This window comes from Streptomyces sp. NPDC006393 (assembly GCF_040628575.1).
Taxonomy (GTDB): Bacteria; Actinomycetota; Actinomycetes; order Streptomycetales; family Streptomycetaceae; genus Streptomyces.
In genome coordinates this window covers 46,489-71,274 of sequence record NZ_JBEXZD010000035.1, presented here as the reverse complement: position 1 = coordinate 71,274, position 24,786 = coordinate 46,489, and the positions used below count along the sequence as shown (strand labels likewise).

At 68.2% G+C, this 24,786-nt stretch carries 28 protein-coding genes and 1 pseudogene; 13 read left to right on the top strand and 16 right to left on the bottom strand.

The window, feature by feature from the left end:
* Positions 1 to 409: peptidoglycan-binding domain-containing protein (locus tag ABZ484_RS17225; RefSeq protein ID WP_358866703.1), on the top strand; the 409-nt coding region annotated here is incomplete at its 5' end.
* A gap of 238 nt (positions 410 to 647) precedes the next feature.
* Here ABZ484_RS17225 and ABZ484_RS17220 read toward each other — a convergent pair.
* Together ABZ484_RS17220 and ABZ484_RS17215 are read right to left on the bottom strand one after the other, a co-directional pair.
* Positions 648 to 2,216 carry a tetratricopeptide repeat protein gene (locus ABZ484_RS17220; protein ID WP_358866702.1) on the bottom strand — a complete coding sequence of 523 codons (1,569 nt, stop codon included), beginning with the start codon at positions 2,214 to 2,216 and terminating at the stop codon, positions 648 to 650.
* Between the two features lie 443 nt (positions 2,217 to 2,659).
* Positions 2,660 to 2,890: a hypothetical protein gene (locus ABZ484_RS17215; protein WP_358866701.1), complete on the bottom strand. Its 231-nt coding sequence runs from the start codon at positions 2,888 to 2,890 to the stop codon at positions 2,660 to 2,662.
* Between the two features lie 461 nt (positions 2,891 to 3,351).
* Here ABZ484_RS17215 and ABZ484_RS17210 point away from each other — a divergent pair, with 461 nt between their 5' ends.
* Entirely contained in the window at positions 3,352 to 3,525 is a 174-nt protein-coding gene (locus tag ABZ484_RS17210) for a hypothetical protein (protein ID WP_358866700.1), read from the top strand.
* A 46-nt stretch (positions 3,526 to 3,571) separates the two neighbouring features.
* On the top strand, positions 3,572 to 3,850 hold the full coding sequence (locus ABZ484_RS17205; protein ID WP_358866699.1) for a hypothetical protein: 279 nt from the start codon (positions 3,572 to 3,574) through the stop codon (positions 3,848 to 3,850).
* Positions 3,851 to 3,956: 106 nt separating this feature from the next.
* Here the strand turns inward: ABZ484_RS17205 and ABZ484_RS17200 are convergent, their stop codons facing one another.
* The 5 genes from ABZ484_RS17200 to ABZ484_RS17180 all read right to left on the bottom strand — a co-directional run bounded on the left by ABZ484_RS17200 (position 3,957) and on the right by ABZ484_RS17180 (position 6,996).
* The gene (locus tag ABZ484_RS17200; protein ID WP_358866698.1) at positions 3,957 to 4,370 is read right to left on the bottom strand and encodes an ATP-binding protein; all 414 of its coding nucleotides are present in this window, start codon (positions 4,368 to 4,370) and stop codon (positions 3,957 to 3,959) included.
* 439 nt (positions 4,371 to 4,809) lie between these two features.
* The gene (locus ABZ484_RS17195; protein WP_358866697.1) at positions 4,810 to 4,983 is read right to left on the bottom strand and encodes an ANTAR domain-containing protein; all 174 of its coding nucleotides are present in this window, start codon (positions 4,981 to 4,983) and stop codon (positions 4,810 to 4,812) included.
* Complete coding sequence (locus ABZ484_RS17190; protein WP_358866696.1) at positions 4,964 to 5,347, bottom strand: PAS domain-containing protein; 384 nt, start codon at positions 5,345 to 5,347, stop codon at positions 4,964 to 4,966. The genes ABZ484_RS17195 and ABZ484_RS17190 overlap by 20 nt, the downstream gene beginning before the upstream one ends.
* Before the next feature lie 396 nt (positions 5,348 to 5,743).
* Positions 5,744 to 5,917, bottom strand: a complete 174-nt coding sequence (locus tag ABZ484_RS17185; protein ID WP_358866695.1) for a hypothetical protein — start codon at positions 5,915 to 5,917, stop codon at positions 5,744 to 5,746.
* 311 nt (positions 5,918 to 6,228) lie between these two features.
* Entirely contained in the window at positions 6,229 to 6,996 is a 768-nt protein-coding gene (locus ABZ484_RS17180; RefSeq protein WP_358866694.1) for a GAF domain-containing protein, read from the bottom strand.
* A gap of 488 nt (positions 6,997 to 7,484) precedes the next feature.
* On the opposite strand from ABZ484_RS17180, the gene ABZ484_RS17175 reads away from it, so the two are divergent.
* Entirely contained in the window at positions 7,485 to 7,787 is a 303-nt protein-coding gene (locus tag ABZ484_RS17175; protein WP_358866693.1) for an XRE family transcriptional regulator, read from the top strand.
* 634 nt (positions 7,788 to 8,421) lie between these two features.
* Here the strand turns inward: ABZ484_RS17175 and ABZ484_RS17170 are convergent.
* A complete protein-coding gene (locus ABZ484_RS17170; RefSeq protein ID WP_358866692.1) occupies positions 8,422 to 8,601 on the bottom strand; it encodes a hypothetical protein in 180 nt (59 codons plus the stop codon).
* 117 nt (positions 8,602 to 8,718) lie between these two features.
* On the opposite strand from ABZ484_RS17170, the pseudogene ABZ484_RS17165 reads away from it, so the two are divergent.
* Positions 8,719 to 9,118 (top strand): annotated as a pseudogene (locus ABZ484_RS17165) (phosphatase PAP2 family protein); the annotation flags it as partial.
* On the opposite strand, the gene ABZ484_RS17160 reads toward ABZ484_RS17165, so the two are convergent.
* Together ABZ484_RS17160 and ABZ484_RS17155 are read right to left on the bottom strand one after the other, a co-directional pair.
* Positions 9,113 to 9,934: an AI-2E family transporter gene (locus ABZ484_RS17160; protein ID WP_358866691.1), complete on the bottom strand. Its 822-nt coding sequence runs from the start codon at positions 9,932 to 9,934 to the stop codon at positions 9,113 to 9,115. The pseudogene ABZ484_RS17165 and the gene ABZ484_RS17160 sit on opposite strands and share 6 nt — an antisense overlap.
* A gap of 433 nt (positions 9,935 to 10,367) precedes the next feature.
* Positions 10,368 to 10,544: a hypothetical protein gene (locus ABZ484_RS17155; RefSeq protein WP_358866690.1), complete on the bottom strand. Its 177-nt coding sequence runs from the start codon at positions 10,542 to 10,544 to the stop codon at positions 10,368 to 10,370.
* Between the two features lie 223 nt (positions 10,545 to 10,767).
* Between ABZ484_RS17155 and ABZ484_RS17150 the strand changes: the two genes are divergently transcribed.
* From ABZ484_RS17150 to glgX, 3 genes are all read left to right on the top strand, one after another.
* Complete coding sequence (locus ABZ484_RS17150) at positions 10,768 to 11,184, top strand: STAS domain-containing protein (protein ID WP_358866689.1); 417 nt, start codon at positions 10,768 to 10,770, stop codon at positions 11,182 to 11,184.
* A 125-nt stretch (positions 11,185 to 11,309) separates the two neighbouring features.
* On the top strand, positions 11,310 to 11,678 hold the full coding sequence (locus tag ABZ484_RS17145) for a hypothetical protein (RefSeq protein WP_358866688.1): 369 nt from the start codon (positions 11,310 to 11,312) through the stop codon (positions 11,676 to 11,678).
* A 353-nt stretch (positions 11,679 to 12,031) separates the two neighbouring features.
* Positions 12,032 to 14,173, top strand: coding sequence for a glycogen debranching protein GlgX (glgX, locus tag ABZ484_RS17140; RefSeq protein WP_358866687.1), 2,142 nt, complete (start codon positions 12,032 to 12,034; stop codon positions 14,171 to 14,173).
* A gap of 120 nt (positions 14,174 to 14,293) precedes the next feature.
* On the opposite strand, the gene ABZ484_RS17135 is transcribed toward glgX, so the two are convergent.
* Positions 14,294 to 14,779, bottom strand: coding sequence for a TrmO family methyltransferase (locus ABZ484_RS17135; protein WP_358866686.1), 486 nt, complete (start codon positions 14,777 to 14,779; stop codon positions 14,294 to 14,296).
* Positions 14,780 to 14,891: 112 nt separating this feature from the next.
* Between ABZ484_RS17135 and ABZ484_RS17130 the strand changes: the two genes are divergently transcribed.
* Positions 14,892 to 15,242, top strand: coding sequence for a hypothetical protein (locus tag ABZ484_RS17130; protein WP_358866685.1), 351 nt, complete (start codon positions 14,892 to 14,894; stop codon positions 15,240 to 15,242).
* A 289-nt stretch (positions 15,243 to 15,531) separates the two neighbouring features.
* On the opposite strand, the gene ABZ484_RS17125 is transcribed toward ABZ484_RS17130, so the two are convergent.
* From ABZ484_RS17125 to ABZ484_RS17115, 3 genes are read right to left on the bottom strand one after another with little or no spacing between them, the layout of a single operon-like run.
* A complete protein-coding gene (locus ABZ484_RS17125) occupies positions 15,532 to 16,383 on the bottom strand; it encodes an aldo/keto reductase (RefSeq protein ID WP_358866684.1) in 852 nt (283 codons plus the stop codon).
* A gap of 32 nt (positions 16,384 to 16,415) precedes the next feature.
* Complete coding sequence (locus ABZ484_RS17120; protein ID WP_358866683.1) at positions 16,416 to 17,444, bottom strand: alcohol dehydrogenase catalytic domain-containing protein; 1,029 nt, start codon at positions 17,442 to 17,444, stop codon at positions 16,416 to 16,418.
* A gap of 47 nt (positions 17,445 to 17,491) precedes the next feature.
* Positions 17,492 to 18,469, bottom strand: coding sequence for an aldo/keto reductase (locus ABZ484_RS17115; protein WP_358866682.1), 978 nt, complete (start codon positions 18,467 to 18,469; stop codon positions 17,492 to 17,494).
* A 219-nt stretch (positions 18,470 to 18,688) separates the two neighbouring features.
* On the opposite strand from ABZ484_RS17115, the gene ABZ484_RS17110 reads away from it, so the two are divergent.
* The gene (locus tag ABZ484_RS17110) at positions 18,689 to 19,591 is read left to right on the top strand and encodes a helix-turn-helix transcriptional regulator (protein ID WP_358866681.1); all 903 of its coding nucleotides are present in this window, start codon (positions 18,689 to 18,691) and stop codon (positions 19,589 to 19,591) included.
* Positions 19,592 to 19,620: 29 nt separating this feature from the next.
* Here ABZ484_RS17110 and ABZ484_RS17105 read toward each other — a convergent pair whose 3' ends face one another.
* Together ABZ484_RS17105 and ABZ484_RS17100 are read right to left on the bottom strand one after the other, a co-directional pair.
* Complete coding sequence (locus ABZ484_RS17105) at positions 19,621 to 20,037, bottom strand: DUF5994 family protein (RefSeq protein WP_358866680.1); 417 nt, start codon at positions 20,035 to 20,037, stop codon at positions 19,621 to 19,623.
* Complete coding sequence (locus tag ABZ484_RS17100; protein ID WP_358866679.1) at positions 20,034 to 20,429, bottom strand: hypothetical protein; 396 nt, start codon at positions 20,427 to 20,429, stop codon at positions 20,034 to 20,036. The genes ABZ484_RS17105 and ABZ484_RS17100 overlap by 4 nt, the downstream gene beginning before the upstream one ends.
* A 302-nt stretch (positions 20,430 to 20,731) precedes the next feature.
* Between ABZ484_RS17100 and ABZ484_RS17095 the strand changes: the two genes are divergently transcribed.
* The 3 genes from ABZ484_RS17095 (at position 20,732) to ABZ484_RS17085 (ending at position 23,775) form a co-directional block, all read left to right on the top strand.
* Positions 20,732 to 21,697, top strand: coding sequence for an STAS domain-containing protein (locus ABZ484_RS17095; RefSeq protein WP_358866678.1), 966 nt, complete (start codon positions 20,732 to 20,734; stop codon positions 21,695 to 21,697).
* Between the two features lie 239 nt (positions 21,698 to 21,936).
* Entirely contained in the window at positions 21,937 to 22,449 is a 513-nt protein-coding gene (locus tag ABZ484_RS17090; RefSeq protein WP_358866677.1) for a DUF5994 family protein, read from the top strand.
* Positions 22,450 to 22,584: 135 nt separating this feature from the next.
* Positions 22,585 to 23,775, top strand: coding sequence for a GAF domain-containing SpoIIE family protein phosphatase (locus tag ABZ484_RS17085; protein WP_358866676.1), 1,191 nt, complete (start codon positions 22,585 to 22,587; stop codon positions 23,773 to 23,775).
* Positions 23,776 to 24,786 lie beyond the last annotated feature (1,011 nt).

Here is a 24,786-nt window from a genome sequence, read left to right as displayed (position 1 = left end):
GCCCAAGAAGAAGGGCCGCAGCAAGGTGGCGCTGCTCGGCGTCGCCGTGGTCGTCGTCGCCGGTCTCGCCTACGGCGCCGGGCTGCTGATGAACCCCCCGGCAGCCGCACAGACCCTGCCTTCGCCATCCGCCCCAGCCGCGTCCCGTACCGCTGCCTACACCTGTGGCTACTACTCCGGATCCGCGCTGACCGTCTACGGGAACACGGGAAGCCGGGTCTACGAGGTCCAGTGCTTGCTGGTGAGGCTCGGTTACCGACTCAGTCTCGACGGGATCTTCGGCAGCGCCACCCGAAGTGCCGTGACGGATTTTCAGAGCGTGTGGAACAGCATGACGGGCGCACACCTCGCGGTCGACGGCAAGGTCGGCTCACAGACCTGGGCCGCCCTCCGGTCGGCGACCGGTTGACCTGGCATGTGGATGTGCCCGAGGCCGCGGCCACCCGCGTGCCGCCTCGATCTCGGTCAGCCGCATCAGGGAGTGGCAGTGCCGCTGTCTTGGCAGTGGCACAGCCACGCCAACGGGGTGGAGGTTGCCCACGCCGGAGCCCGCCACGCTCACCGGCGCGCGATCACCGTGCCGGCCAAGGTCGCCGGCAGTCGAGGAGGAGCGGCTTCCCCGCGGGAGGTTCCGGCGCACACCCCGCTCATTGCGCCCGCAGCGCTGCCGCCTCTGCCCGCGCCCGTGATGCAGCCTTCTCGTCTCCCGCCATGACATACGCGGCCGCCAGCGTGTCGAGGGCGATGGCCAGCCACCTGCGGGAGCCGATACGCCGCCACAACCGGACGGCGGCCTCGGCGCGTCGGCGGGCCAGCACCGGCCGGTCTGCCGCGAGCTGTGCCTCAGCGAGCGCGTACAGGGTTGCCGCCTCCCCCCATACGTTGCCGAACTCGCGGTACGTCCACAGGCTCCGCGCCAGCAGACGCCGGCCCTCCCCGTGCTCGCCCAGCCGAACCAGGACGTCGCCCAGCCAGCAGGTGGCGTGCGTGGTGGTAAGCCGGTCGCCGAGCCGCGCACTGATCGCGGCCGCCTGCCGGTACGCGTCGGCGGCGGCCTGGTGGTCACCGCGCGCCCGATGGCTCTGGCCCAGACAGCGCAGGGCCTGCGCCTCCCCCGGCAGATAGCCCGTGGCCCGGCTGATCCTCAGGCACTCGGTGAACCGTGCCGCAGCGGCATCGACTCGCCCTTGCTCCATGTCGATCACTCCGAGGCCGTTGGTCGCGTACACGAGACAGTTGACGTTCCCCGCCTCCCTGGCCAGCTTCACGGCCGCCTCGAAGTGGCCGACCGCGGGGGCGTACTGCCCGAGCAGCCGGTGCACGTACGCCAGCCCGGCCGTCGCACTCGCCCGGTACGTCGGCCCCTCGTCCTCCGCGAGCAACAGGGCTTGCTCGAAGTGGTCCAGGGCCTCGGGATACCGGTCGAGGATCGTGGTCAGCTCACCGAGACAGCGGTGTACCTTCGCGGCGCTGCGGGTGTCGGCCTCTCTCAGCGCCGCCTTCAGACTCCGACTCTGGAGCCTCTCCCAGTCGTCGAAGTGGCTGCCGACCTGGAAGAAGGCTGTCAGCGCTGTGGCAAGCCCTGCCGCAGGGCCGGTGTCCGCCCGGTTCAGGGCCTGCTCCGTCACGCTGATCAGGAACTGGCGCTCGTCACCGAACCAGGCCAGCGGGTCGGCGAGCAGTTGTCCCGTGTCGTTCTGGCCCAGCCGCCAGGACACGAGATCCGACTGCGGGATGCCCTGGAAGTCGACACTGAGCGTGTCCGCCGCGACGTCGGCCAGGTGCAGACTCGCCCCGAGCAGCCGCCCCAGCGCGGCCGTGCGGACCGTGTACGACAGCGTCTGCTCCGCCTGTTCCTGGGCGAACAGCCTGACAAGATCATGCAGCTGGTAGCGGACCCCGCTCGCACCGACCACTCTGGCCTGCACCAGGTGTACCTCGACCAAATCGTCCAGCACGGCCTCCGCCTCGGACACGCCGACGCCGAGGAGTGCGGCCAGCGCCCATGCCGCGAAGTCCGGCCCGGGCAGCAGGGCCAGCATCCGCAGTGCACGCTGCGCCGCCGGGCCCAGCCCTTGATACGTCAGCCCCAGGCTCGCCCGCACGGCGATATGGCCGACGGCCAGTTCGTCGAGCTTGCGCTGTTCGTCGGCCAGCGCCCGGGCGACCTTCGCCAGGGGCCACTGCGGCCGAGCGGCCAACCGCGCACCGGCCACACAGCGAGCCTTATCACACCGTCCGCGGCATTCCCCTTCACCCGGGGTCCTGCCTCCAGGAGACTCCGGCGGCCCACCCGTCCACGCAGGCCCGGAACACAGACCGGCGCCGGGGGTGTCGATCAGAACGACACCCGCCGGCCCTCTGCCTACGCCGCCGCGTCGCACACCCACACCAGCAGGGCCTTGCCCGTCATCCGGTCCGGCTCAACGCGCATGTAAGAGCCGGCCAGCGCCTCCGGTACCGCCGCAGTTCCAGTCGCGCTTCCACCCGCTCATCGATCGCGCACGCCACTAGGAAAGGCATCTGGGCCCTCCCCGCCCTCGATGCCGAACCCACCATCGGCGCCGCCGAACTCCCTGCACTTGGCCTTTCGCAGCACCTTGCGGATCTCCTCGGCAGGGCTGTCCCACACCGTCCACAACAGGCGTCCACCGCACCCCTACCCGAATTCCGGCCCGATTCCGTCGCGATCATCGAGTCCCATGTCCGCCGGCGAAGGAGCGAGGGCGGACAACCCTCCGGTCGTCGGCTCGACCACGACGGCTTCAATCACCGAGAGCGGCAGAACGCCCTCCCAGCCGAGAAGCCGCATCCCAAAGGCACCATCGGCACGGATGTGCAATCCGCCGATGTGGGTCTCGGACCATCCGCGGCTATCTTCACAGGACATGCTTCATCATTTACGCCGCCTTCGCAGATTCACCCTGGACACTCCGAGCAGTGCCTTTAGCACTGATGGCCGGGTCGCAGCAGGGCCAAGGGTGCGGACAGCATTCGGTCTGTTGTCTGCGGTGCGCGAGAGACCCACAGGCGTACGGCACGGCGAAAATCGGACTGTCGTTCACAAGCGCTCCTGGCTGAGCGGGCCCGGCAGGGCTGTGGTCCTGGGGGCCGCCCGAGTCGCCCAGTTACTCATGCTCCGGCTCTTCTGCGACGAGTGCGATGCCGACTCTATGGATCGGGCGCAGGACGGGGGGCCCAGCTGCAGGAGGTCGGTGATGTCTGAGGCGGACAAGGCACCTTCGATCGACACAGACGGTGTACTCCCAGCTGGTGAGGAACCCACGATCTTCGCGCACTATGGCATGGAATTCACCCCCGCCGCTGACTCCGCGAAGTACAGGAGGACGGATGAGCCTGTTCCTGCTCCTGATCACCGTGGCGATCGTCCTGGGCATCATCGGAGTCGCCACCCACGGCCTGTTCTACCTTCTGATCATCAGCGTCGTGATCCTGGTCGCCGACCTCGTCTACGGAACGGTGAGGGTTCGGCGCCGAGGTACACGGCCGCAGCGGGTCCGCTGAAACCTGGCTCGCAGTGGATACGCTAACGAAGTGAAACGGATGGAACATGAACACCAGGAAAGACGAGGGTGGCGATGAGACCGAACCGGTCGGCGTGCGGCAGCGCGCAGAGGTCCTGGCCGCCCTCGACGTCCTGACGAATGGCCGGGGCGCCGATTCACCTCAGTTCCGTGCCGGAGAAGCGGTGGCCTACGAATGGGCGCTCGGCCGGGCCGAGAGTTCCCCCGCCACTGCCCGGGGCGGGCGGGGTGTCCCCGACCTAGTGGTGCTTACCGCCGAATTGGACGCGGTCACGGCCCAGTTGGAGGAGGCGAGCACTGACTAGCTGCGCGGGCTGCGTTCGGCGCTGACCTGGTTGTGCGGATACCACAGCGAACGGGGCTGACCAGCACAATCCCGGCGGTCGGCCGCTTGCGCAGGGGGAGGCTGATTCACCTGGGGACGAGGGCGCAGACGGCCTTGCCATTAGGGACCAGCACCACGGTGACCTTTCTGGCCAGACGACGGATCATGGGCCAGCCGAATCCACCCAAGCGTCCGCTGAAGTCCGGTGGCCGAGGGCGCGGCGGTTCGGGATCCGAGTCGAGAACGGTCACCTCGACCGCGTCCGGCCGTGCGTCGAGGCTCAGCACGCAGGTCGTACCGCGGGCATGCCGCACCACGTTCGTCACGAGCTCCGTGACGACGAGATCCACGTCCTGGGCGGCCCGGTCGTCGAACGGAGGAGCGAGCCGGCCCACGAACCGCCGGGTTACCTGGCGCGCCTTCGCCGCAGCGTCTGAGCGGTTGCGGAGAACCCAGCGCCGGGGTGCGCTGATGCTTACTCTCTCAACGGGGTCAATCACTGTTCCTCCCTGCAGGGGTATCGAATGTCTCCTCGCGTCTCGGCTTCCCGCGCCAGGTTGATAGATGTTCGCCCGATGAGTGAAAACTGGCTCCAACGTCTTCTGCGAGCCCAAACTGTGGTGTTGAGATGCGCACGCGTAGCATCAGGTGGCTCGGCCGGTCCAACCCCGTGCCATCGCGGCCCGCCGACCGAGCCCATGCTGCGCGTCTAGCTGCAGTACGCGAGGCAGACGCTCAGTCCATCCAACTCGCTGTGGCGTCCGACTTGAGACTGCATGAGCGCGTTCGCAGCTGGACGTCGTGGCCGGCGCCGGACTCACAACCTGTCTTCCGTCGGCCCCTTGGGGTGCAGGATCTTGCCGATCCTGTGCGTCAGGTCGTGCTGCGGCTCGCCCGTCGGCGTTGGGGCCGTGGCTACGAGGGCTCCGGCAACGTCTCTTATCTTAGTTTCCTGTTAGTGTGCTGAGACTGTCGGCGCAGGACACGCATGGCCACGTCGGCGTCGACCCCGTATTGGGCCATGAGGAGCCCTCGTGCGAGATCGGTGTTCTCCTGGCTGACCCGGGCTCTGTCGATGTCGCTGTCGGCAAGGTCACGCGCCTGTTTGCTCATGGCATCGGTGATGTCGACACACGAATCCGCGCACCGCCACCACTTTGCCGGTGTCGTCCGTCCGGCCGTCGGCGACCAGGACGACGGCGTGCTCGTTGCCCGAGGCATCCGCGGTGCGGTGGTAACAGCCGAATGGCTGCCCATCCGTCAGCACGGCCGCGAGCGCCTTTCCCACGCATTCGCGATCATCAAGGTGCTGGTGTTCACGGAGCAGCTCGCTCGTCGGTTCAACCGAGTTGGGGGCGTAGCCGTACAGGCGGTACATCTCGTCCGACCACCACCAGATGTCTTCCTTCACCCGGTGGACGATAGCCCCAGTCAACTCGTCCGCCTCATCGGTGCGCCGAATGACTTCCTTCCGCACGACCGTGCCTCCCATCCGGGCCCTGCTCCGACGGAGCCAGAGACGGCTGCTTCACACTACTACGACGGTCCCAGGCGTTTCAGGGCAAACAACAGCGGCGGTCGGCCACCGGCTGGAGAACCCCTACGGACAGCCGGGCAGGGGGCGCGAGGGGACTTCGCACCCAGAGCAAGAGCACGGTTTCGTGACCACCATAGGACTCCAGGTTGACCACTGCCGCCTCCACATGCCGGATCTCGGACACCAGCATCAGGACGCCTGCGGCGCTCCAGACGAGGGCGACACCGGCACGCATACAGAGGTGCGGCAGCAATTCGGCGCCGCTGGCGTTGCAGATCGTCGCGGCGTCACTGACGCTCTGTGTGTCTCCACGGACAGGCGGGCGTGCTCGCGTCGTCAGTGCCTGACGCCGCCCTTCGACCTCTCCTTGAGATCGCGAGCCTTGCCCCGGGCCTCCAAAGCGGCGCCCTTGGCTTCCGTGACCTCCTTGCCAAGTGCATGGGCAACCTTTCGTACGGCCTTCCCAACGGCCTGCTCGGCCTTGGCTTTGGCCTTTTCTCCGGCACTCATGTCCATCCCTTCGTCGGCTTACACTCAATCGCCTGCCCCTGGCCGCGGGGCAAAAACACGAGCCTGCTCAGCGAACGAGACGCCCGGCATGTCGCTGGCCCGCTCAGGGGTCACGTCGGCCCGGTGCCTTATCACGAGCGCGCGTAGGCTGCAGAACGGACACCGTGATCGAGAGCCTGATTGAGCGGCGCTACCGGGCACTGGAATGCTGACCGCGTCGCAGGATCCCGGTGGTCGAGGGCTCGCCCGGCCCGACGGGGTCTGACGGATGGGACATCGCCCACGCCGGCCATGACTGCCTACGAAACGCTCTACGCGCGGCAAACGGTCTCGGCGGGTCGACTATCCTGCCTCGGCAGTCCGATCTGTGAATCGGTGGAGGGCTGCAGGAGGCCGTCAGCCGCTTTGAGCAGAGACAGTCCATCGCGCGCACTGACCGCTTGCAGCCAGGCCAACGCCTCCGCCGTGGAACAGCCTTCGCACGCCGCGACACATTCGGCAGCCTGGTGAATTCGGTGCCAGCGAGCCGCACGCACGTCCGTTTTCCACACCGGGCGCTGACAGCCCGTGCTCGCGTGCACGTGTCGCCAGCGCAGTAGTGCGTCCAAAGCGACCTCGGCGGCACGTTGCGCCTGCGCGATCTGCGGCGGTGTCACCTGGGCAGGCTGCGTGTAGTAGAGGGACATGACGCCAATCGGAGTGCGGCTTTCGCTCATGGGGAGCGCCAGCACCTGCTGGACATCGGGCACCTCATCAGCCAGATACGAGCTGGCACCGGATTGGCGCCTGCGCAAGCCGGACACCAGCACTGGCCGCATTTCCAGAGCCGCATTGATCGACGGGCCATCAGCGAGCGTGAACTGTAGGGCCTCACCCAACAGGGCCGACTCGTCGGTGGCATGGAGCAGTTGCCAATGATCCAGGCTGGGCAGCAACGACAGAGCCGCCCGCTGTGCGCCCATGCCTTGCGTGAACGCCGTACAGAGCCGACGTGGCAGCGACCCTCGTCCCACAGCTGCTGCGACGGAGACGTCATGCACAATCGATGTTGTTTCCGGTGGTGCCTCCAGCATGGTCATCATTCCCTTTATCGCGCACTGTTTGCGCGGCGAGAGGGTCCTCGGCGCAGTACGGCTGGTCATACCTGGCGCCGAAACCATGGGAGTGCGTTACCACCCGATGGCCAGTCTCATGTGTCGCCCATCGAGTTCAGCTGCTTTGCCCGCCAAACGAAGTGCTGTCTTCTGCACGCAGAGCTAGGTGGTCGCCCTTTGGGACCGATGGGCCAGCCTGACGAGTCAATTCCACCCTGCACTCATCGCCTCGGATCCTCGTCGGCACCATGCCAAGGGTTCAGTCGCATCACCCTCGTCACGCGGGCCGCCAGCCTCAGCCGTTCGGGTGACCGTGGCGTTTTTGAGAGCGCCGAGGGTAGGCGCGTGACCACACCAAAATCACGCCAGGCTGGGACGGCCAGCGAACCATGGAGGCCACGAGGGCAGCGGCGGCGGCTACACGATCTCCGCGAGCCGGGCCTTCAAGTGGCTGATCAGACGGGATAGGGAAGATGGACAAACTCGCACAACTCCTCCAGCAATCGATGCGCCGCCGCCACTTGACGGCCCAGGCCGTTGCCGAGCAGACGGGCATTCGTACACCCCGAGTCAAGGCGTTCGCAGAAGACGGTGCCAACGGCCCCATCCAGCCCACCGACGACGAACTACGGGAACTCGCCCGCACCCTCTCACTGCCACTGTCGGCGGTTCTGGGGATCGCGCATCCATCGGTCAAGTCGAAGGCGGCGTCGGCGACGTGGAGGCTTCGACAGCACGCCGGCGGTCGCAAGAAACCGACCCATCGGTCTCACTGACATGGACTGCCGAGCTCGTGTGAGGTCTCGTTCCGTAGTCCCGCAGAGCGGGCCTCCGCCACGGGCCAATTGGTACAGGTGGAGCAGGATGACAGGCGAAGACAACGGCAACAGCGCAGCCCCACATGTGGGGGTACGCCTATGTGCCGATGTCGAGACCGTGCTCAATGATCTAACAGATGGCCACGGCACGGGCTCGACGCAGTTTCGAGCGGGGGGAGCCGCGGCATTCCAGTGGGCACTGGGACATTCCGAGAGTTCACCCGTCACTGGCCGGGGGGTTCCTTGTGCCCCAGACCTGCCACTGCTGACCGCCGAACTGGACGCGGCGACAGTCCGGCTGGAGACACCCAACGACCCGCCCGGCAGCAAAGACTACCTGCGAGGGATCCACGCGGCGCTCAGCTGGCTGTGCGGATTCGACCCCGAGCCGCGCTGACCGGCTGCGACCGCACACGGCCTGGTCGAATGCCTCCGCACATGTGGCCTGGTGCTCGGCAAACTCCTGGGCGCCTCTCAGCCCAGATCCACCATCGAATCCAGCAGCGGACACCCTGCGGCTTTCGTTGCGGCTCACACCCTGGGGCGGTGGACGGGCCTGTCACTGCCGGCGCCCACGCGACTTTCCGTAGGGTCAGTGTCGCCTCATCGCTCTACGAATGAGCAAGATCACACCGGCTACGATCAAGACCATCCCCATGAGGATCAAGAGCATCCCTATGGCAATCAAAGAGACTCCGAGTGCGATCAAGGCCACCCCGAGGACAAGCAAGATCACCCCGATGATGAGAATAAAGATCGCGAGGATGGTCACGGTGTTTCTCCTCCTCCCCTTCCGACTGTGGACCCTCCTCCCGGCCAGCGCAAACACTCCAGGGACACCCCCCGGCTGCCCATCCCGATGATGGACGACTCAGCCTGCTGATCTTGGAGGCGAGCTCTCCAAGATCCGGCGGCGCATGCGCCGGGCTACTGCTTCCCGTCCGGCCACGCGATGACGGCCACGACGTCGTTCGCCATCTTCATGCTGGTGCTGTTCCTCCCGGTACCGAGGGGCTGGCCGGCGGAGTGCCTGCTGGTGCATCTCCGTGTTCAACGTGCTCGGCGTCGGTTTCACCAGGATCGCCCTGGGCGTGCACTGGTTCAGCGACGTTCTGGGCAGCTGGCTCCTCGGACTGGCCGTCGTCGCCGTCACCGCTTGGGCCTTCGAGACGTGGCGTGCCGATACCTGCCGGGTGTGCACCCCCGTGAGCGAGGGTCTCGAACCCGAACTCACCGAAGCCACGCCTGAGCCAGGCTCGTCACACCAGGAAGGGCTCAGGAACTCATGATGCGTCGGCGCGAGGGAAGACATGCTCGTCCAGCAGGATGCCGATGGCGACGGCTGCCGGTACGGCGACCAAAGCGCCGATGATGCCCAGGAGAGCGCCGCCGACTAGGACGCCCACGACAGTGACTACAGGGTGCACGTCGACGGCGTACTTCATCACGCGGGGCATGATCAGGTAGTCCTCTGCGAGGCGGAAGCCAACGCAAAAGCCGGCTGTGGCAGCCGCGATCGGCAGGGAGACCGACAGGGCCACCAGGCTCACGGCCACCCCGGCAACCGTGGAGCCGACGACCGGGATCAGATCCATCAACGTTACGAAGAACCCCAGGGCAGCCGGGTACGGTACGCCGATGCCCGCGCGCCATGCGAAGGTCACGAGCCCGGCGGTGCCCGACGTGGCGAGGTTGGCCAGCATGAACCGGCCCGTCCGGGTCAGGATCTCGTCCGTCACCGCCTCGACCCGCGCGCGCCTGCTCGCGGCGACGAAGTGGAATCCGAACTGCTTGAACTCAGGAAGGGCGACCATCAGATAAATGGTCACGACCACGAGGATGACCACCGATGTGACCAGACTCAGCACCATCTTTCCCGCTCCCAGCAGCCCGCCCAGGACACTCGAGCCGCCGGAGGCCAGTGCGCTGCGGACCTTGGAGATCAGGTGGTAGCGGTCTTCCAGGTGGCCGAGAAGGGTGTGCCGGTCGTGCAACTGGGTGAGCCACTTCGGAATCGCCTTGGTCAACGAGTCGATCTCGTCCGCATCCGGCTGAGCGATGAGCGCGATGAATCCCGCCAGACACAGCACGAACGCTAGAAGCACGATCAGAACCGCCCAGCCGCGGCGTACACGGTGCTGGTCAGGAGGGCGACCAGCGGCTCGAGGCCGATCGCAACGAACACGGCCGCCAAAACAATGACAGCAGCTCCCTGATCTGCAGAATGGTGTGCACCAGCAGCCAGGCGAGAGTCGCACCGAGTCCCAGTGCGAAGCCGGCCCGCAGCCACGACCTGTTGCGCTCACCGGACCGCGGCCGGATGATTCCGAGACCTCTCCTCCCCTGCCCGCCGTGTCTTGGCTCCCCGGCAGGGGTCCGGGCTCCCCGCACCGATCCAGTCGTCGCCCGCGCTCGTCGGCGAACGCGGGCGGCCGCGGATTCCCCCTCCCCGATCTTGTGACTGTCACGCCTTGCCCGCACGTCCGTAGAGGGCCGTCGGTGAGGTGCTGCCGAAAGCCACGGATGCCTGAGAGGTCTTCAGCGTCTGCGGCGGCGGATGGTCCAGCCGCCTCCCAGACCTGCGAGGTGCAGGGCCAGAACAGTGAGACCGAGGAGCATGACGTTGGTGGAGGTGAAGGTGTGGTTGGTCGAGATATCCGCCGCGTTGATCAAAAAGGCGATGAAGAACAGGACAGCAGAAAGGATGGCCAGCATGGTATTCGGTCTCCTCGTCGGGCGACGCCTGTGTTGCACTGCAACTGCGAATTCCCATCATTTGGCCACTCTCACCGGCGGCGCCGCACCAATCCGGCGAGCCTCGTCGGCGCTGTGGCGGTTTGGCGGTTTGACGGTTTGGCGGTTTGGCGGAGATTTAGGGCAGACACTTCCTCACGGGTGCGACCTACGTGCCGTGGAGAATGGTGGGGAGGGCGTCAGAATGTCCAGCGTTCCTTCGGTCACGAAGACCCATGTCGGCCACTGCCTGGTGGCTGTCTTCAGCGGTGACATGGATTACCTGACCGAACCCATGTTTCGAACCGAATTCCTGCACCTCATCGATTCAGGCGAACGGTGCATCGTGCTGGACCTCGCTGGTGTCGCATTTTGCGATTCAGCTGGGCTGAACGCCCTTCTGGCGGCCCGTCGACGCGCGCCTGAGACCGGTGTGAGGCTGGCGCTGGCCAGCGTACAGGGGCAGCTACGACAGCTACTGAAGGTCACCGGCGTCGATAGGCTTCTTGGCGTCTACGACGCCGCGGAAGATGCCTCGACAGACCTCGCAGGCGACCCCGACGGCAATTCGAGTAATGAGAGAAATATCAGCCTGCAAACAAGGACCCCATCACCCGGATGACCGATACATTCTACATATCATTTACCTCCTGCCCCAGCTCACGGCCTTTTCGAACACAGAGGCGGGGCTGACAGCAGGTCGGGCGGGTAAACGCGTACTCAACGGCATCGAGGAAGGGGAAAACCATGTCAGTGGAACCCGAACGTGCCGAAGCGAGTTCTGCTGCGCAACACGTCGCCGAAACGATGATCAGGTTGTGGCAGCAGACCCATGAGGACGTCGCCCCCACGATTTCCGAGGAACAGATGCGCGTTCTGCTCGCCCTGGGCAGCGAGCCGACTGATCCTGGGTGGATTGCCCGAAATCTCCGCGTCAGCGCCTCATGGTCGACATGTGTGCTCGAAGCGACGCGTCAGCGCCGCCGACAACTTCTGGAACAGACAGTGGTGACCGCCACACCACCAGACCGCCCGGTACTGCGGGACGCGTTCAACCAGTTGTACGGGGCGGCGAGCCCCTTGGCGCGGGTGCCTTGCAGCCGCTCGCCGCTCTGAGTAACCAGACCGATCAAGACAGGTCAGCACAACAGTCCAGCAAGCACCACGCCGAACTTCCCGTCCCTCGGGCTGCCACAGAGAGCTTGCGGACAGCAGCCCGAGCGCACTGAAACACTGCTGCCCGCCGGTCCCACCCTTGCGCTGGAGATCAGGGACCGCCACTCACGCGCGCCTCTTGGGTGTACATCATGGTCACCCCGGTCTAATGGTGGGACCCACGAAATGCTGCGACTTCATACTCGTCGCCCTCCTCGCCGTGCAGGCGAACGCGCATGCTCACCGGTGACGCGGGCAAAAGGGAACGAACGAGTGCGGGGCTGCCCACCATCCGTGTTGGGGAGGGGCGTGACGTGCGTATCTGGCAGGAGAGTACCGAGGTAGGCTCGCGACCGGGTCAGACGGCGCCATTGGGCGCGACCTTCGACGGCGCAGGGACGAATTTCGCCGTGTTCTCCGAAGCGGCGAAGCGCGTGGAGCTGTGTCTCTTCGATGAGGACGGCGCCGAGGAGCGCGTCCCGCTGAAGGAGGTGGACGGCTTCGTCCACCACATCTACTTGCCAGACGTCGGCCCGGGCCGGCGCTACGGGTTCCGGGTCCACGGACCGTACCGGCCCGAGCGAGGTGAGCGCTGCAACCCGAACAAGCTGCTGCTCGATCCGTACGCCAAGGCGATCGAAGGCGAGGTCGAGTGGAACGAGGCCCTGTTCCCGTACCACTTCGGCCACACGGGCCGGCGCAACGCCCTCGACTCCGCCCCGTACGCGCCGAAGTCTGTGGTGGTGAACCCCTTCTTCGACTGGGGCAACGACCATCCGCAGCGCACCCCGTATCACGAGACGGTCATCTACGAGGCCCATGTGAAGGGCATGACCAGGACGCATCCCGCGATTCCGGAGGCGATGCGCGGCACGTACGCGGCGCTGGCGCACCCGGCCATGGTCGACTACTTCGTCACACTGGGCGTCACCGCGGTCGAGCTGATGCCGGTCCACCAGTTCGTCCACGACCACGCGTTGACGCAGAAAGGCCTGTCGAACTACTGGGGATACAACACCATCGGCTTCTTCGCCCCGCACAACGCCTACTGCTCGTCCGGGCAGCGGGGCGAGCAGGTGCAGGAGTTCCGCTCCATGGTCAAGACCCTGCACGAGGCGGGTATCGAGGTCATCCTCGACGTCGTCTACAACCACACGGCCGAAGGCAACCACCTGGGGCCGGTGCTGTCGTTCCGCGGCCTGGACAACGCGGCGTACTACCGCCTGTCCCAGGAGGATCCGCGTTTCTACTGGGACACCACCGGCACGGGCAACAGCCTGCGGATGAACCACCCGCACACCCTGCAGCTCATCATGGACTCGCTGCGCTACTGGATCACCGAGATGCACATCGACGGCTTCCGCTTCGACCTGGCCGCCACCCTGGCCCGCCAGTTCCACGAAGTGGACCGGCTGTCGTCGTTCTTCGACCTCGTCCAACAGGACCCGGTCATCTCCCAGGTGAAGCTCATCGCCGAGCCCTGGGACGTGGGCGACGGCGGCTACCAGGTCGGTAACTTCCCGCCGCTGTGGACCGAGTGGAACGGCAAGTACCGCGACACCGTACGGGACTTCTGGCGGGGCGAGGGCGGCACCCTGGGCGAGTTCGCCAAGCGCCTGACCGGCTCCTCCGACCTGTACCAGAGCGACGGCCGCCGCCCCTACGCCTCGGTCAACTTCGTCACCGCGCACGACGGCTTCACCCTGCGCGACCTGGTGTCGTACAACGACAAGCACGACGAGGCCAACGGCGAGGGCAACCGCGACGGCGAGAACCACAACCGCTCGTGGAACTGCGGCGCGGAGGGTCCCACCGACGACCGGGATGTCCTCGCGCTCCGTGCCCGTCAGCAGCGCAACCTCCTCGCCACCCTGCTGCTCTCCCAGGGCGTGCCCATGCTGCTGCACGGAGACGAACTCGGCCGCACCCAGCATGGCAACAACAACGCCTACTGCCAGGACAACGACCTGACCTGGATCGACTGGCCGAACGTCGCCGAAGGCAGCGAACTGCTCGACTTCACCCGCAAGCTGATCAGCCTGCGCCGCAAGCACCCCGTGTTCCGCCGGCGGCGGTTCTTCCGGGGACGTGCAGCGCACGTATCCGGCAAAGCGGTGAAGGACATCGCCTGGTTCACCCCCGCCGGGCGGGAGATGACCGACACCGACTGGGAGACCGGCTTCGCCAGGTCCCTGATGGTCCATCTCAACGGTCAAGCCATCACGGAGCCCGACCTGCGGGGCCTGCGGGTGGAGGACGACTCGTTCCTCCTGCTCTTCAACGCCCACAGCCAGGCTCTCGGCTTTATCGTTCCCGAACGGCTCGATCCGTGGTGGGCTGTGGAGGTGGACACAGCCATCCCGTACACCGAGTACCGACCGCTGATCAAGGGCAGCAGCGAGGTGGCGGTCGAGGCCCGCTCCATGCTCGTCCTCCGCTCTCACCAGGACAGCTGAACTCAGCTCACGCGGACATATGGCCATCGCGTCCGGCTCGGCGCGGCGCAGCACCTCGGGTGACCGTGGCCACTTCCCCGTCACCGAAGAGAGTGCCTGCCGGCACGGAGCACGCCCGAGTCAGCGCTCGGCGGCGTCCCTCCAGTAGTCCCTCAGCATCTCGCCGGGCCACGAAGGCTGCGTGACGGGGCCGCGCGGAAGGAACTCCTCGAAGACCGCCACAAGGTCCACCACCTTGGTGCCGTCGTCGGCATCGAGGTCAGTGACGTGCAGGTCCGGGCCGTCCACACGGAGCAGTCGCGGGAACGACGTCGCTAGCCGAGCCGGGCGCCGGTGGTTGTGGTGCACGAAAGTGCCCGTCGCCGGCCACTCCGGGTTGTTGCGTGGGCTCCGCGCGTGGAGGGCGACGTCCTCGGGAGAGCTGAAGTTGAAGAACCAGGTGACCTGGAGGTGGGAAAACTCCCCAATCCCCTGCAGCGTTTCCTCCGGGTACTCCGGACGCGACCGGATGATCGACTCCACACCGCCCTTGAAGTCGTCGAGCCGCCCCATGTGGCCTCCGACCACGTCGGCAATGACCGGCACCTGGATGAACTCGGTGGACACGGGTTCCCCCTTCTCCGCTCGCGGCACGGCGAGGGGGCAGACACCAACAAGCCCGCCTTCGCCACACCAGTTGTGAGAAGGCGAGCATGGACCGAATCGAAAGTCTGGCAGCGTGATCAGCGCCCCTGAACAGCAGAAGAGCCTGATGCTCGCCGCCAACGACAGGGCTCCGGGCAAGGCACGGTCCTTCACCCGCGAGGCGCTGACGGCGTGGGGGGTGGAAGACCTCCTGGACCAGGCCGTACTGATCGTCAGCGAACTCACCACCAACGCTGAGCGGCATGGCCGAACCGCCGACGTCGGGGTCGACCAGGAGGCAGCCCGCCGCGCCGGCGTCTCGTACGTGCACGCGGGCTGGGGCTACGGCACCCCGAGCCCCCCTGCCGCCGTCGTCGCCGAATCGCCGAAGGACCTGCTGCCGCTCATGGACACCGGGCCGCTGCTCGAAGGGAGCCTGGCATGACGCCGCCCAAGCGCAGCGCCTTGGGCATCGCCCGCGCCGAGTCCAATGGCAACCCCCTGTCGGCGCTGGTCGGCGAGGGCGCGCTCGCGACCATGAATTCCGACCGGATCACCACGTCCGAACTGGAGGAAACCGGCACGTGCTGGATGTACAGCCACCCGGCGCCACCCGGGGCGCCGGAGAGGTCGAAGAGACCGGGCGGGGTCCTTCGCGCGGGTCCGTGGAAGCGGAAGGCGGGCGGGCGGCTGCCGGCGATCCGGCCTGCCGCTCGCCCCAGAGCATGGGCGGGTCAGGCGTCCAGGCGGCGCCCCGCGAGCCAGGTGACGATCTCGGGATCGTGGTGGTCGAAGAACAGGGAGCCGCCGGTGTCGAGGGTGGCGATCTGGGCCATCTGCTCGTCGGTGAGCTGGAAGTCGAATACGTCGATGTTCTCGGCCATGCGCTCGGCGCGCACGGACTTGGGGATGGCGACGACGCTGCGCTGGGTCAGCCAGCGCAGCACGACCTGCGCGACGGACTTGCCGTACTCCTTACCGATCCCGGCGAGGAGCGGGTTGGTGAACAGGTCGTTCTTGCCCTCGGCGAAGCCGCCCCAGGACTGGATCTGTACCCCGTGTTCGCGCATGAGGTCCTGGTAGTCGGCGCGCTGGAAGAAGGGGTGGCTCTCGATCTGATTTACCTGCGGGGTGATCTCTTTGTTCACGATCAGGTCGATCAGACGGTCGGGGTAGAAGTTGGCGACGCCGATCGCCCTCGCCATGCCCTCGCGGTTTATGTCCTCCATGGCGCGCCACTGACCGTAGACGTCGCCGAAGGGCTGGTGCATCAGGTACAGGTCGAGGTAGTCCAGGCCCAGCTTGGTCAGGGACGTCTCGAACGCGCGGCGGGTGTTGTCCTCGGCGGGGGCGTCCTGCACCCACAGCTTCGTGGTGACGAACAGCTCCTCGCGCGGGATGCCGCTCGACTTGATGGCGCGGCCGACGGCTTCTTCGTTGCCGTACGCGGCGGCGGTGTCCAGCAGGCGGTAGCCGGCGGCCAGGGCCTCGGACACGGCGCGCTCGGTGTCCTCGGCAGGGATCTGGTAGACGCCGAAGCCGAGGAGCGGCATCTCGACACCGTTGTTCAAGGTCACGTACTGCATGAGGGGAAGTCCTTCATTGTGCGTTGGGGTGGTCAGGGGTGGATGAGGGCCTTGAGGACCTGGCGGTCGGCCATGGCCCGGTAGGCGTCCGGTGTCCGTTCGAGGGGGAAGGTCTGGTCGAAGACGCGGCCGGGGGCGATGGTGCCGTCCAGGACGTCGGGCAGCAGCTGCTCGATGTAGGCGCGGGCGGGGCTGGCGCCGCCGGTCAGGGTGATGTTGCGCATGAAGTCGGCCGGACCGATCGGGCCCTGCTCGTACTGGGGGACCCCCAGACGGCTGATGGTGCCGCCGTCCCGGACCACACCGAGCGCGGTGTCGAGGGCCTGGCGGGTGCCGACGGCCTCGATGACCTTGTCCACGCCGCCGGTCAGCTCGCGGATGCGGGCGATGCCCTCCGCGCCGCGTTCGGCGACGACGTCGGTGGCGCCGAACTCGCGGCCCATGTCGGTGCGGGCCTTGTGGCGGCCGGCTAGCACGATCCGCTCGGCGCCGAGCCGCTTGGCGGCGATCACCGCGCACAGGCCGACCGCACCATCCCCGACCACGAGCACCGCATCTCCGCTGGCGACGCCGGCGGTGACGGCGCCGTGGTGGCCGGTGGTCATCACGTCGGAGAGCGCCAGCAGGGACGGCAGGAGTGCGGAGTCGGCTGCCACCGGCATCTTCACCAGGGTGCCGTCTGCATGCGGGACGCGGACGGCTTCGCCCTGCCCGCCGTCCACGCCGTCGAAGCCGTACCGGCCGCCGTTGCGGCACGAGATGTGCAGGCCCTTGGCGCAGTAGTCGCAGGTGTTGTCGCTGTAGGTGAACGGCGCGAGGACCAGGTCACCGGCCTTCAGGCCGGTCACGTCCGCGCCGGTCTCCTCGACGACGCCGAGGAACTCGTGCCCCATGGGGCGGCCGGTGTCGGTGGCGGGCATCGACGCGTAGGGCCACAGGTCGCTGCCGCACACGCACGCGGCCAGCGTGCGCACCACGGCATCGGACGGCTGGACGATCTTCGGGTCGGGCCGGTCCTCGACGCGGACGTCTCCGGCTCCGTACATCACTGCTGCACGCATCAGGGGTTACTTCTCCAAACGGGGGTCGTGCTGGGCGGTGCTGGTGATCAGCGTTCGAGCATCTGCGCCTGGGCCGCGGTGTGGGTGTCGCCAGAGGCCGGCTGCAGGCTGCTGAGCTTGTTCAGCTGCTCGGCGGTCAGCGTGACCGTGTCGGCGGCGGTGTTCTCCTCGACCCGGCTGACGCGCTTGGTGCCGGGGATCGGGGCGATGTCGTCGCCCTGGGCCAGCAGCCAGGCCAGTGCGACCTGCGCCGAGGTGGCGCCGACCTCGGCGACCAGGGCCTTGACCTCGTCGGCGAGCGCCAGGTTGCGCTGGAAGTTCTCGCCGGTGAAGCGGGGGTTGTCGCGGCGGAAATCGTTCTCGTCGAACTGGTCGGTGGAGCGCACGGTGCCGGTCAGGAAGCCCCGTCCGAGCGGGGAGAACGGCACTAGGCCGATGTTCAGTTCCCGCAGGACGGGCAGGACACGCTCCTCGATCCCGCGGGTCCACAGCGAGTACTCCGACTGCACCGCGGTGACCGGCTGCACGGCGTGCGCGCGGCGGATCGTGTCCGGACCGGCCTCCGAGAGGCCGAAGGCGCGCACCTTGCCTTCGCCGATCAGCTCCTTCACGGCTCCGGCCGTCTCCTCGATCGGCGTGTTCGGATCCACCCGGTGCTGGTAGTACAGGTCGATGTGGTCCGTGCCAAGGCGCTTCAGGGAGCCCTCGACCGCGGTGCGGATGTTGGCCGGGCTGGAATCCAGGTTCCAGGTACCCTCGCCACCGTGCGAGACCAGGCCGAACTTCGTGGCCAGCACCACCTGGTCCCGGCGGCCCTTCAGCGCCCGACCGAGCAGCTCCTCGTTGGTGTACGGGCCGTAGATCTCGGCGGTGTCGATGAGCGTGACGCCCAGCTCCAGCGCCCGGTGCACGGTCCTGATCGACTCCGCGTCGTCGGTGCCGGAGCCGGTGTAGCCGTGGGACATGCCCATGGCGCCCAGCCCGATCCGGGAAACCTCCAGGTCACGCAGCTTGATGTACCGCATCTCGCCCTCTTCCGATCCATGGCGTACCCGGGCACCCTCACTGTCGCCCCGCCCGGCGGGTCGCGCGCCTGTGGTGACTGGACGGGGACCGGGGTACGGGCGTCTTCCTCATTCACCTTCGCCCGGATTGCTCCGGTGTGGCAGGGCGAGCTCTTCGGGGGTAATGACAGGGCCCCCTCCCGTCCGCGGGGCGGGTGCCCGGCGGGTGAGACTGGAGGCATGGCATCCCAGAGCGCGCACAGCGAGGGTGCCGAGCTGGGCCGCTTCCTGCGCGCCCGCCGCACCCAGACCAGCCCCGAACACGTCGGCCTCACCGTCGGCGCCGGCGTCCGCCGCACCCCCGGCCTGCGCCGCGAGGAACTGGCCACCCTCGCCGGCATCAGCATCGACTACTACGTGCGCCTGGAACGCGGCAAGGAGACCCGCCCCAGCCCGGCCGTCCTCGACTCCCTCGCCCGCGCCCTGCGCATGGACGACCAGGAACACCAGCACCTGCGCGAGCTCGCCGCCCGCGCCGCCCGCTACGCCCCGGAGCCGCCCCCGGTGCCGAGCCGCACCGTGCGCCCCCACCTCAAGCTGCTGCTCGAATCACTGCGCCCGAACCCGGCCTACGTGATCAGCCGCAGCATGGACATGCTGGCCTGGAACCCGGGCGGCCTCGCCCTGTACGCGGGCCTGGAGGACTGGCCGGTCAAGCACCGCAACCTGGCCCGCTATCTCTTCCTGCACCCCGCGGCCCGCGATCTCTTCACCGACTGGGACCGGCAGATCACCGCGTGCGTCGCCCGGCTGCGCGCCAGCGCCGGCACCGCCCCCGACGCCCCCGACCTCGCCAACCTCGTCGGCGAACTTCTCCTCAAGAGCCCTGATTTCGCGGGCTTGTGGGAACGCTACGAAGTGACCGGACGCAAACCCGCCCATAAGACGTTCCAGCACCCGCAGGTCGGATCGGTCACCCTCACCTCGCAGTCACTGCATATCGAAGGCACACCGGGTCAGCGCATCGGCGTCTACACCGCCGAACCCGGCACCCCCGACTACGACGCCCTGCTCCTGCTCGACATGACCGCGCCCCGGCCGGAGCACGGTTCCTCCCTGGGAGCGGTCCGCCGGCAGCCGTGAGCCACCGCCGCGGGCCGGGCCCGTCCGGGTCAGGCAGGGCGCCCTGCGGGCGGAGTGTGCGCCGTGGCCGTCTCCATGAGCCGTTCGGCCTCCTCCGCCGTGGCGGCGGGTGGCACGACGAGCAGGTCCCAGCGGCCCTGTCCGGGAGTGAGCAGGCACACGGTGTCCTCGGCTCGCGACGGGCCCGTCCGGCGCAGGTGCACCTGCTGGTCCTCGACGGGCACGCCGTCACCGGACAGCGACCACATCGCCCCGTTCACGAGGACGCTGGTGATGTGTCCCCAGCGCAGCGGCAACGCGGCGAGCAGTCCGGGGAGTTCGGCGGTCAGGTCGTACGACCGCGGCCACCAGGCTCCGTCGATGCGTCGGACTGCGTCGCCCTGGCCGGGCTGGGCTCCCAGTCGCAGCCGGGCGGCGGGCGGATGGAGCGAGGGGGCGGTGATCATGAGGACTCCTGAGGTGAGGGAAGCCGGGGGCTCGCCACGGCCGGGGGTCCGGCGGGCGCGGGCCGGAGCGCCGGCGTTGCGCTGGGCGCGGTCTCGTCCGGGTGGGTTCGGTCGGCCTGTGGTCTGCTGGCCTCCAGCCAGGAGTTGAGCGGGCCGGCGCTTCGCGCGGGGTCGAGAGTGAGGTGCAGACGCGTCCCCGTGCCCGACGGGAACGCCGGGTAGCTGCGTTGCTCGCCACCGGCGAATAGCAGCCGGAGGGCGTCGGCGACCTGCCGGGCCGCTTCGGCGTCCAGGGAGACGATGCGGACTTCGACCCTGCCCTCGGCGGACGGATCGTCCGAAGTCTCCGGGGTCGCAGGCGCGTACGGGGGCGGTACGAATTCGGTGGTCATCGGGCAGAACCTGTCCCGGACCGACGGACGGCCCGTGTCGGTGTCACGCGGCCCCTGCCTGCTGTGCCGCGCGCCGAGGACGAGACCAGCCTTGTCACCGGAGTACGAAGGACCCTCGACCCTCCCCACCGTACTCCTGGCATCCCTCGGCGCGGCCGTTTCCGGATGTGGGCGGCGTACGGTGGACATACCGAGGGCATCACGCACTCCGGCCGCCACGCCGGGTCGTCCTCGGCGAAGAACGGACTTCCGAGCCGCACCAGTGGTCGGCGCGGAGACGGGTCGGCACCATGTCCCCTGCGATGGCTCTCTCCCGGCTGGACATCCACCGGCGAAACCGTGGGGAGCACACACTTGTCACGCTCGCCGGGGACATCGGACCGGCCACAACGCCGCTGCTGCGGGCCGCGCTGGAGCAGTGCCTGCTGGACGGCGTTACGCTGATCGACATCGACCTGGCCACGGTCGGCTCCTGCGACGCCAGGGGCCTGGACGTCCTCATGTCTGCCTCACGGCGCGCCGGCCGGGTCCACACCAGCCTGCGGCTGCACCATCCGTGCGCCCAGATCGTCCGGCTCCTCACCGCCACCGACCCCGCTTCGCCGCTCCTGGCGGCCGCCGCGGGTCCCGTACCGCCCGGCGACCCCACGGACACCGCGACGCAGGCACCCGGGGAACCGGTTCACCGGACGGAACAACCGCCCCTCAAGGAGGGGATCCGCGTGCGCCGGCTGACCCGACGGCAGGCCGAGGACATGTGCGAGGACATCGCGGACCTGGCCGCGGCGTCCGTCGCGGGCACGGCCGGTGAGGCGTACCACGACCGTGCGGACTTCCTGCGCCGCCTCGCGGTCACCGCCCGCCGCCCCGGCTTCGCGCTGCTGGTCGCCGAGACGACGGTGCTGGTCGGGTGTGTCTTCGGTTTCCCGGTGTGTCCGGACGGCGCCGGGCGCCGGGGGTTCGACGCGACGCTCCAGGGGATCGTCCAGCGGCTCACCTCACGCGCGCGGTTCGTCGTCCTCACCCAGGTCGTGGCCCATCCTCACGCCCAGAATCGTGAGATAGCCCGCTGCCTGCAACAGCGCCTGCTGGCAGACCGGCACGTCCGCCTCGGCGTCGCCCTGCTCCATCCAGCCGACCTTGCGGGACAGGCGCTCTTCTCGTCCTGGGGCTGGCAGAACATGGGTGAGGTCGTCGGGCTACCCGGCCTCGTCGCGCCCTGCGTGCTTGTCCTGCTTGTCGGAGGGCCGGCCCCGGCAGGACGCTGATCATTCAGAGGGACGATGAGCGGGTGGTCGCACCCGCCGGATGGTCACGTTGCCCGTTCGTCTGCCCTACGGCCGCGTCTCCACGCGCCAGCCGCGCACCGCGCCGTAGTAAGCCGTAGTAAGGGGCCGGGAGTAGCCTGGCAGGTACCGAGAGCTTTCGGGCCCGCGACCACAGCGGCGCCGTTCCCGGTGAATGACAGACACGGGCACCCGGGGACCGCCCGGGACGGGATCGCACGATGGACGCCATCACCAAGTCCGCCGAAGGTACGGCGCCAGGCGACGCGCATACCTACCGGATGCCCTTGCCCCGCCTGCGCCTCACGCCGGTCGCCAGCCACGGCCCGCTGGACGGGGCGTGGTGGCCCCGCTGCGACACGCTGGAACTGGAGCTGCCCGCGCTGGTCGGCTCCCTGGATCCGAGCGCCGGCACCGTCACCCGCGTCACCGTGGAATCCGCAGCCTGGCCCGATGCCCCGCGCAGGGTGACGGCGCCCGGGCACGTGATCGAGGTGGCCCTGAGAGACGGAGCCGCCGAGGCGCATGCCATCACCGTGGACTGCGGCACCCTGGGGCGCTGGGAACTGCTGGTGGTCCCCCCGGACGAGCCGGCCGCAACGGCCGCCCTGCTGCTGACCGCGGCCTGCGACCCCGGGAACCCCTTGTCGGCTCCGCATCTGCTGGCCCTCGCCGAAAGTGGCCTCGACGCACAGGCCGTATGGGAGTCGGAGGAAGGAGCCGCACCCAGGTGAAGCAGCCGGAGCCGGCCGGTCCTGTTCGACCGGCGGGATCGGGCGTCGACGACCCCGTGATGGAGCGATGGCACCGACGGACCCTTTGTCATCCCGGCCCACCTCCCGTGCAAGGCGAACCACGGTGGGTGAAAGATGACGGCAGGACGACGTGCGGACCGCTCCGAGAGCTTCGGGGAAGCTCTCCTCGGGCAGATCCTGGATAGTGCACACGAGTTGCCGCCCCACCTCATCGGCCCCCTGGTCGCCGACGTGGTGGAACGGCTCGGGGGCCGCCGACCACAAGTGCTGCTGCAGGACTACGGCCAGCTGCTGGTCCCCCTGCCCGGTGACGGCCTCGCGGGAGGGGAACCGCACCGGATCGACGACTCCGAGGCCGGCCGCTGCTTTCTCGACGCCCGACCCGTCGAGCTGGCCGAGGCTGACGGCGTGCGGGTCCACCTGCCACTGCTGGACGGCGGCGACCAGGTCGGGGTCATGGCGGTGACGTTGGACAGCGTCGACGACCACGACCGCCGCTTGCTGAACAGGGTCGCCGGACTGGTCGCCGACCTGCTGGTGACCAAGCACGGCTACTCCGACCTGTTCTTCGGAGTACGACGCGGCGAACCGATGAGCGTCGCCGCCGAGATCCAATGGACCCTGCTGCCACCGCTGGCGATGATCATGCCGCGCATCGCCGTGGCCGGGATCCTGGAGCCCGCCTATGACGTGGCAGGTGACAGCTTCGACTACGCGCTCAACGGGGACGTCCTCCACGTGGCCGTGATCGACGCAATGGGGCATGGCCTGAACGCGGCCACGATGGCCACCGTGACCATCGGCGCCTACCGCCATGCCCGCCGCGCCGGCATCGGGCTCCCGGAGATCTACTCCTTCATGGACCGCGCCGTGGCGGACCAGTTCGGCCTCGAACACTTCGTCACCGCGCAGATGATGCAGCTCGACACCACGATGGGCCATCTGCAATGGGTCAACGCCGGGCACCCGTCGCCGATGCTCGTCCGAAATCACCGCGTCGCACGCCGACTGACCGGCCCGACGACCCTGCCCGTCGGCTTCGGCGGTCCGGACCCGCAGATGAGCGAGACGAAGCTGGAGCCGGGAGATCGCCTCCTCTGCTTCACCGACGGACTGATCGAGGAACACATGACGGGACAAGAGCCGTTCGGAGAGGAACAGTTGGTCGACTGGGTGAACCACTTGGAGAGAACCGGCCGCGGAATCCGGCCGGTGGTGCGCTCCCTGTCCCACACCCTCAAGCGGGCACGCGGCGGACACACCACGGACGACGCGACGCTGCTCCTCGTGGAGTGGCGCGGCTGACGACGTCGCCGGGCAGACACGGGCGAGCAAGGAGCTCGTGGTCTGCTCCTGCTCGACTTGACCGCGCCCCAGGCCGCCGAACTTCCTGCCCCCGCCCCCCAAAGCCACCGGTCAGAAGCCATAGGCAGTTTGCGCCCCGACTCCCTTCCTTGGGCGACTGGGTTCGTTGTCAAACGCCTCAGTTGGATGTCAGAGGACAACTGCCGTCGATATGCCTCACAACGCACCACCTCTGCCACCTGCGGGCCGAAAGACCGGGCTCATCCTGCGGACGGTATGGCACCCGCACACCGAATGCAGGCACGTCCCTGAGGGCGACGTCGAAGCCCAGCGAGGCGAAACGGACTGGGTGCCGCCACGCTCCCCGGTCCTGAGCGGTGCCGACCACGATCTCGGCTACCAAGTCGGGCTTGACCAGTACGACATCAAGTGGGGTGCGTGAGCCCCACGAGGTGGTGAACCGTACTCCTCCCCATGGGTGGCCTGACCCCGTGAGCGTCAGCTGTCGGCCAGTTGCCGGGCATCGTCGGGCCGCACCGGCGTGCTCCGTCCTACGCAACGCAGGGCCCCGCCCTGATCAAGGCGGCCGAGCACGAGGGTCTGGGGCGGCGCAGCGTGCCGGTGTTCGCGCCGACGATGGCCTCTGTCGTGTCTCGGCAGCGGCCGGGGAGGTAGCACTGCTGGCTGCCTCCGACCACGAGGCCCTCGCTGCCGGGCACCTAGCTCCAGGAAGTAAACCACTCCTGCGCAAGGGCAATGTCAGTCGTACCCGGGCACAGTCTCCACGGGTCACTCAGCAGGCAGTGCTCGGTAAACACTGTTCTCCAGGCGGGCGCAGCGCTCGATGTGCGGCGTCCGCACCGCCGGGGAGCGCGCTGGGGGGGCAGGCTGCTGCGGTCCTGCGCCAGCATCGGTCCCACCGGCGGCCGAAGCACCATGTCACTCCGGAACACCAGCCGCCGGCGTGGGCTCGGCGGCCTGGCAGGCCGGGCAGATGACCTGGGCATTACG

What these genes read in the sequence shown, in the direction of transcription:
- ABZ484_RS17105 (WP_358866680.1), bottom strand. Translation starts at nt 20,037, where the DNA reads ATGATCACCGCCCCCTCGCTCCATCCGCCCGCCGCCCGGCTGCGACTG.
- ABZ484_RS17195 (WP_358866697.1), bottom strand. Translation starts at nt 4,983, where the DNA reads ATGAGCAAACAGGCGCGTGACCTTGCCGACAGCGACATCGACAGAGCC.
- ABZ484_RS17180 (WP_358866694.1), bottom strand. Translation starts at nt 6,996, where the DNA reads ATGACCATGCTGGAGGCACCACCGGAAACAACATCGATTGTGCATGAC.
- ABZ484_RS17175 (WP_358866693.1), top strand. Translation starts at nt 7,485, where the DNA reads ATGGACAAACTCGCACAACTCCTCCAGCAATCGATGCGCCGCCGCCAC.
- ABZ484_RS17095 (WP_358866678.1), top strand. Translation starts at nt 20,732, where the DNA reads ATGGCTCTCTCCCGGCTGGACATCCACCGGCGAAACCGTGGGGAGCAC.
- ABZ484_RS17210 (WP_358866700.1), top strand. Translation starts at nt 3,352, where the DNA reads ATGAGCCTGTTCCTGCTCCTGATCACCGTGGCGATCGTCCTGGGCATC.
- ABZ484_RS17090 (WP_358866677.1), top strand. Translation starts at nt 21,937, where the DNA reads ATGGACGCCATCACCAAGTCCGCCGAAGGTACGGCGCCAGGCGACGCG.
- ABZ484_RS17185 (WP_358866695.1), bottom strand. Translation starts at nt 5,917, where the DNA reads ATGAGTGCCGGAGAAAAGGCCAAAGCCAAGGCCGAGCAGGCCGTTGGG.
- ABZ484_RS17155 (WP_358866690.1), bottom strand. Translation starts at nt 10,544, where the DNA reads ATGCTGGCCATCCTTTCTGCTGTCCTGTTCTTCATCGCCTTTTTGATC.
- ABZ484_RS17110 (WP_358866681.1), top strand. Translation starts at nt 18,689, where the DNA reads ATGGCATCCCAGAGCGCGCACAGCGAGGGTGCCGAGCTGGGCCGCTTC.
- ABZ484_RS17115 (WP_358866682.1), bottom strand. Translation starts at nt 18,469, where the DNA reads ATGCGGTACATCAAGCTGCGTGACCTGGAGGTTTCCCGGATCGGGCTG.
- ABZ484_RS17085 (WP_358866676.1), top strand. Translation starts at nt 22,585, where the DNA reads ATGACGGCAGGACGACGTGCGGACCGCTCCGAGAGCTTCGGGGAAGCT.
- ABZ484_RS17125 (WP_358866684.1), bottom strand. Translation starts at nt 16,383, where the DNA reads ATGCAGTACGTGACCTTGAACAACGGTGTCGAGATGCCGCTCCTCGGC.
- ABZ484_RS17100 (WP_358866679.1), bottom strand. Translation starts at nt 20,429, where the DNA reads ATGACCACCGAATTCGTACCGCCCCCGTACGCGCCTGCGACCCCGGAG.
- ABZ484_RS17205 (WP_358866699.1), top strand. Translation starts at nt 3,572, where the DNA reads ATGAACACCAGGAAAGACGAGGGTGGCGATGAGACCGAACCGGTCGGC.
- ABZ484_RS17215 (WP_358866701.1), bottom strand. Translation starts at nt 2,890, where the DNA reads ATGTCCTGTGAAGATAGCCGCGGATGGTCCGAGACCCACATCGGCGGA.
- ABZ484_RS17150 (WP_358866689.1), top strand. Translation starts at nt 10,768, where the DNA reads ATGTCCAGCGTTCCTTCGGTCACGAAGACCCATGTCGGCCACTGCCTG.
- ABZ484_RS17120 (WP_358866683.1), bottom strand. Translation starts at nt 17,444, where the DNA reads ATGCGTGCAGCAGTGATGTACGGAGCCGGAGACGTCCGCGTCGAGGAC.
- ABZ484_RS17145 (WP_358866688.1), top strand. Translation starts at nt 11,310, where the DNA reads ATGTCAGTGGAACCCGAACGTGCCGAAGCGAGTTCTGCTGCGCAACAC.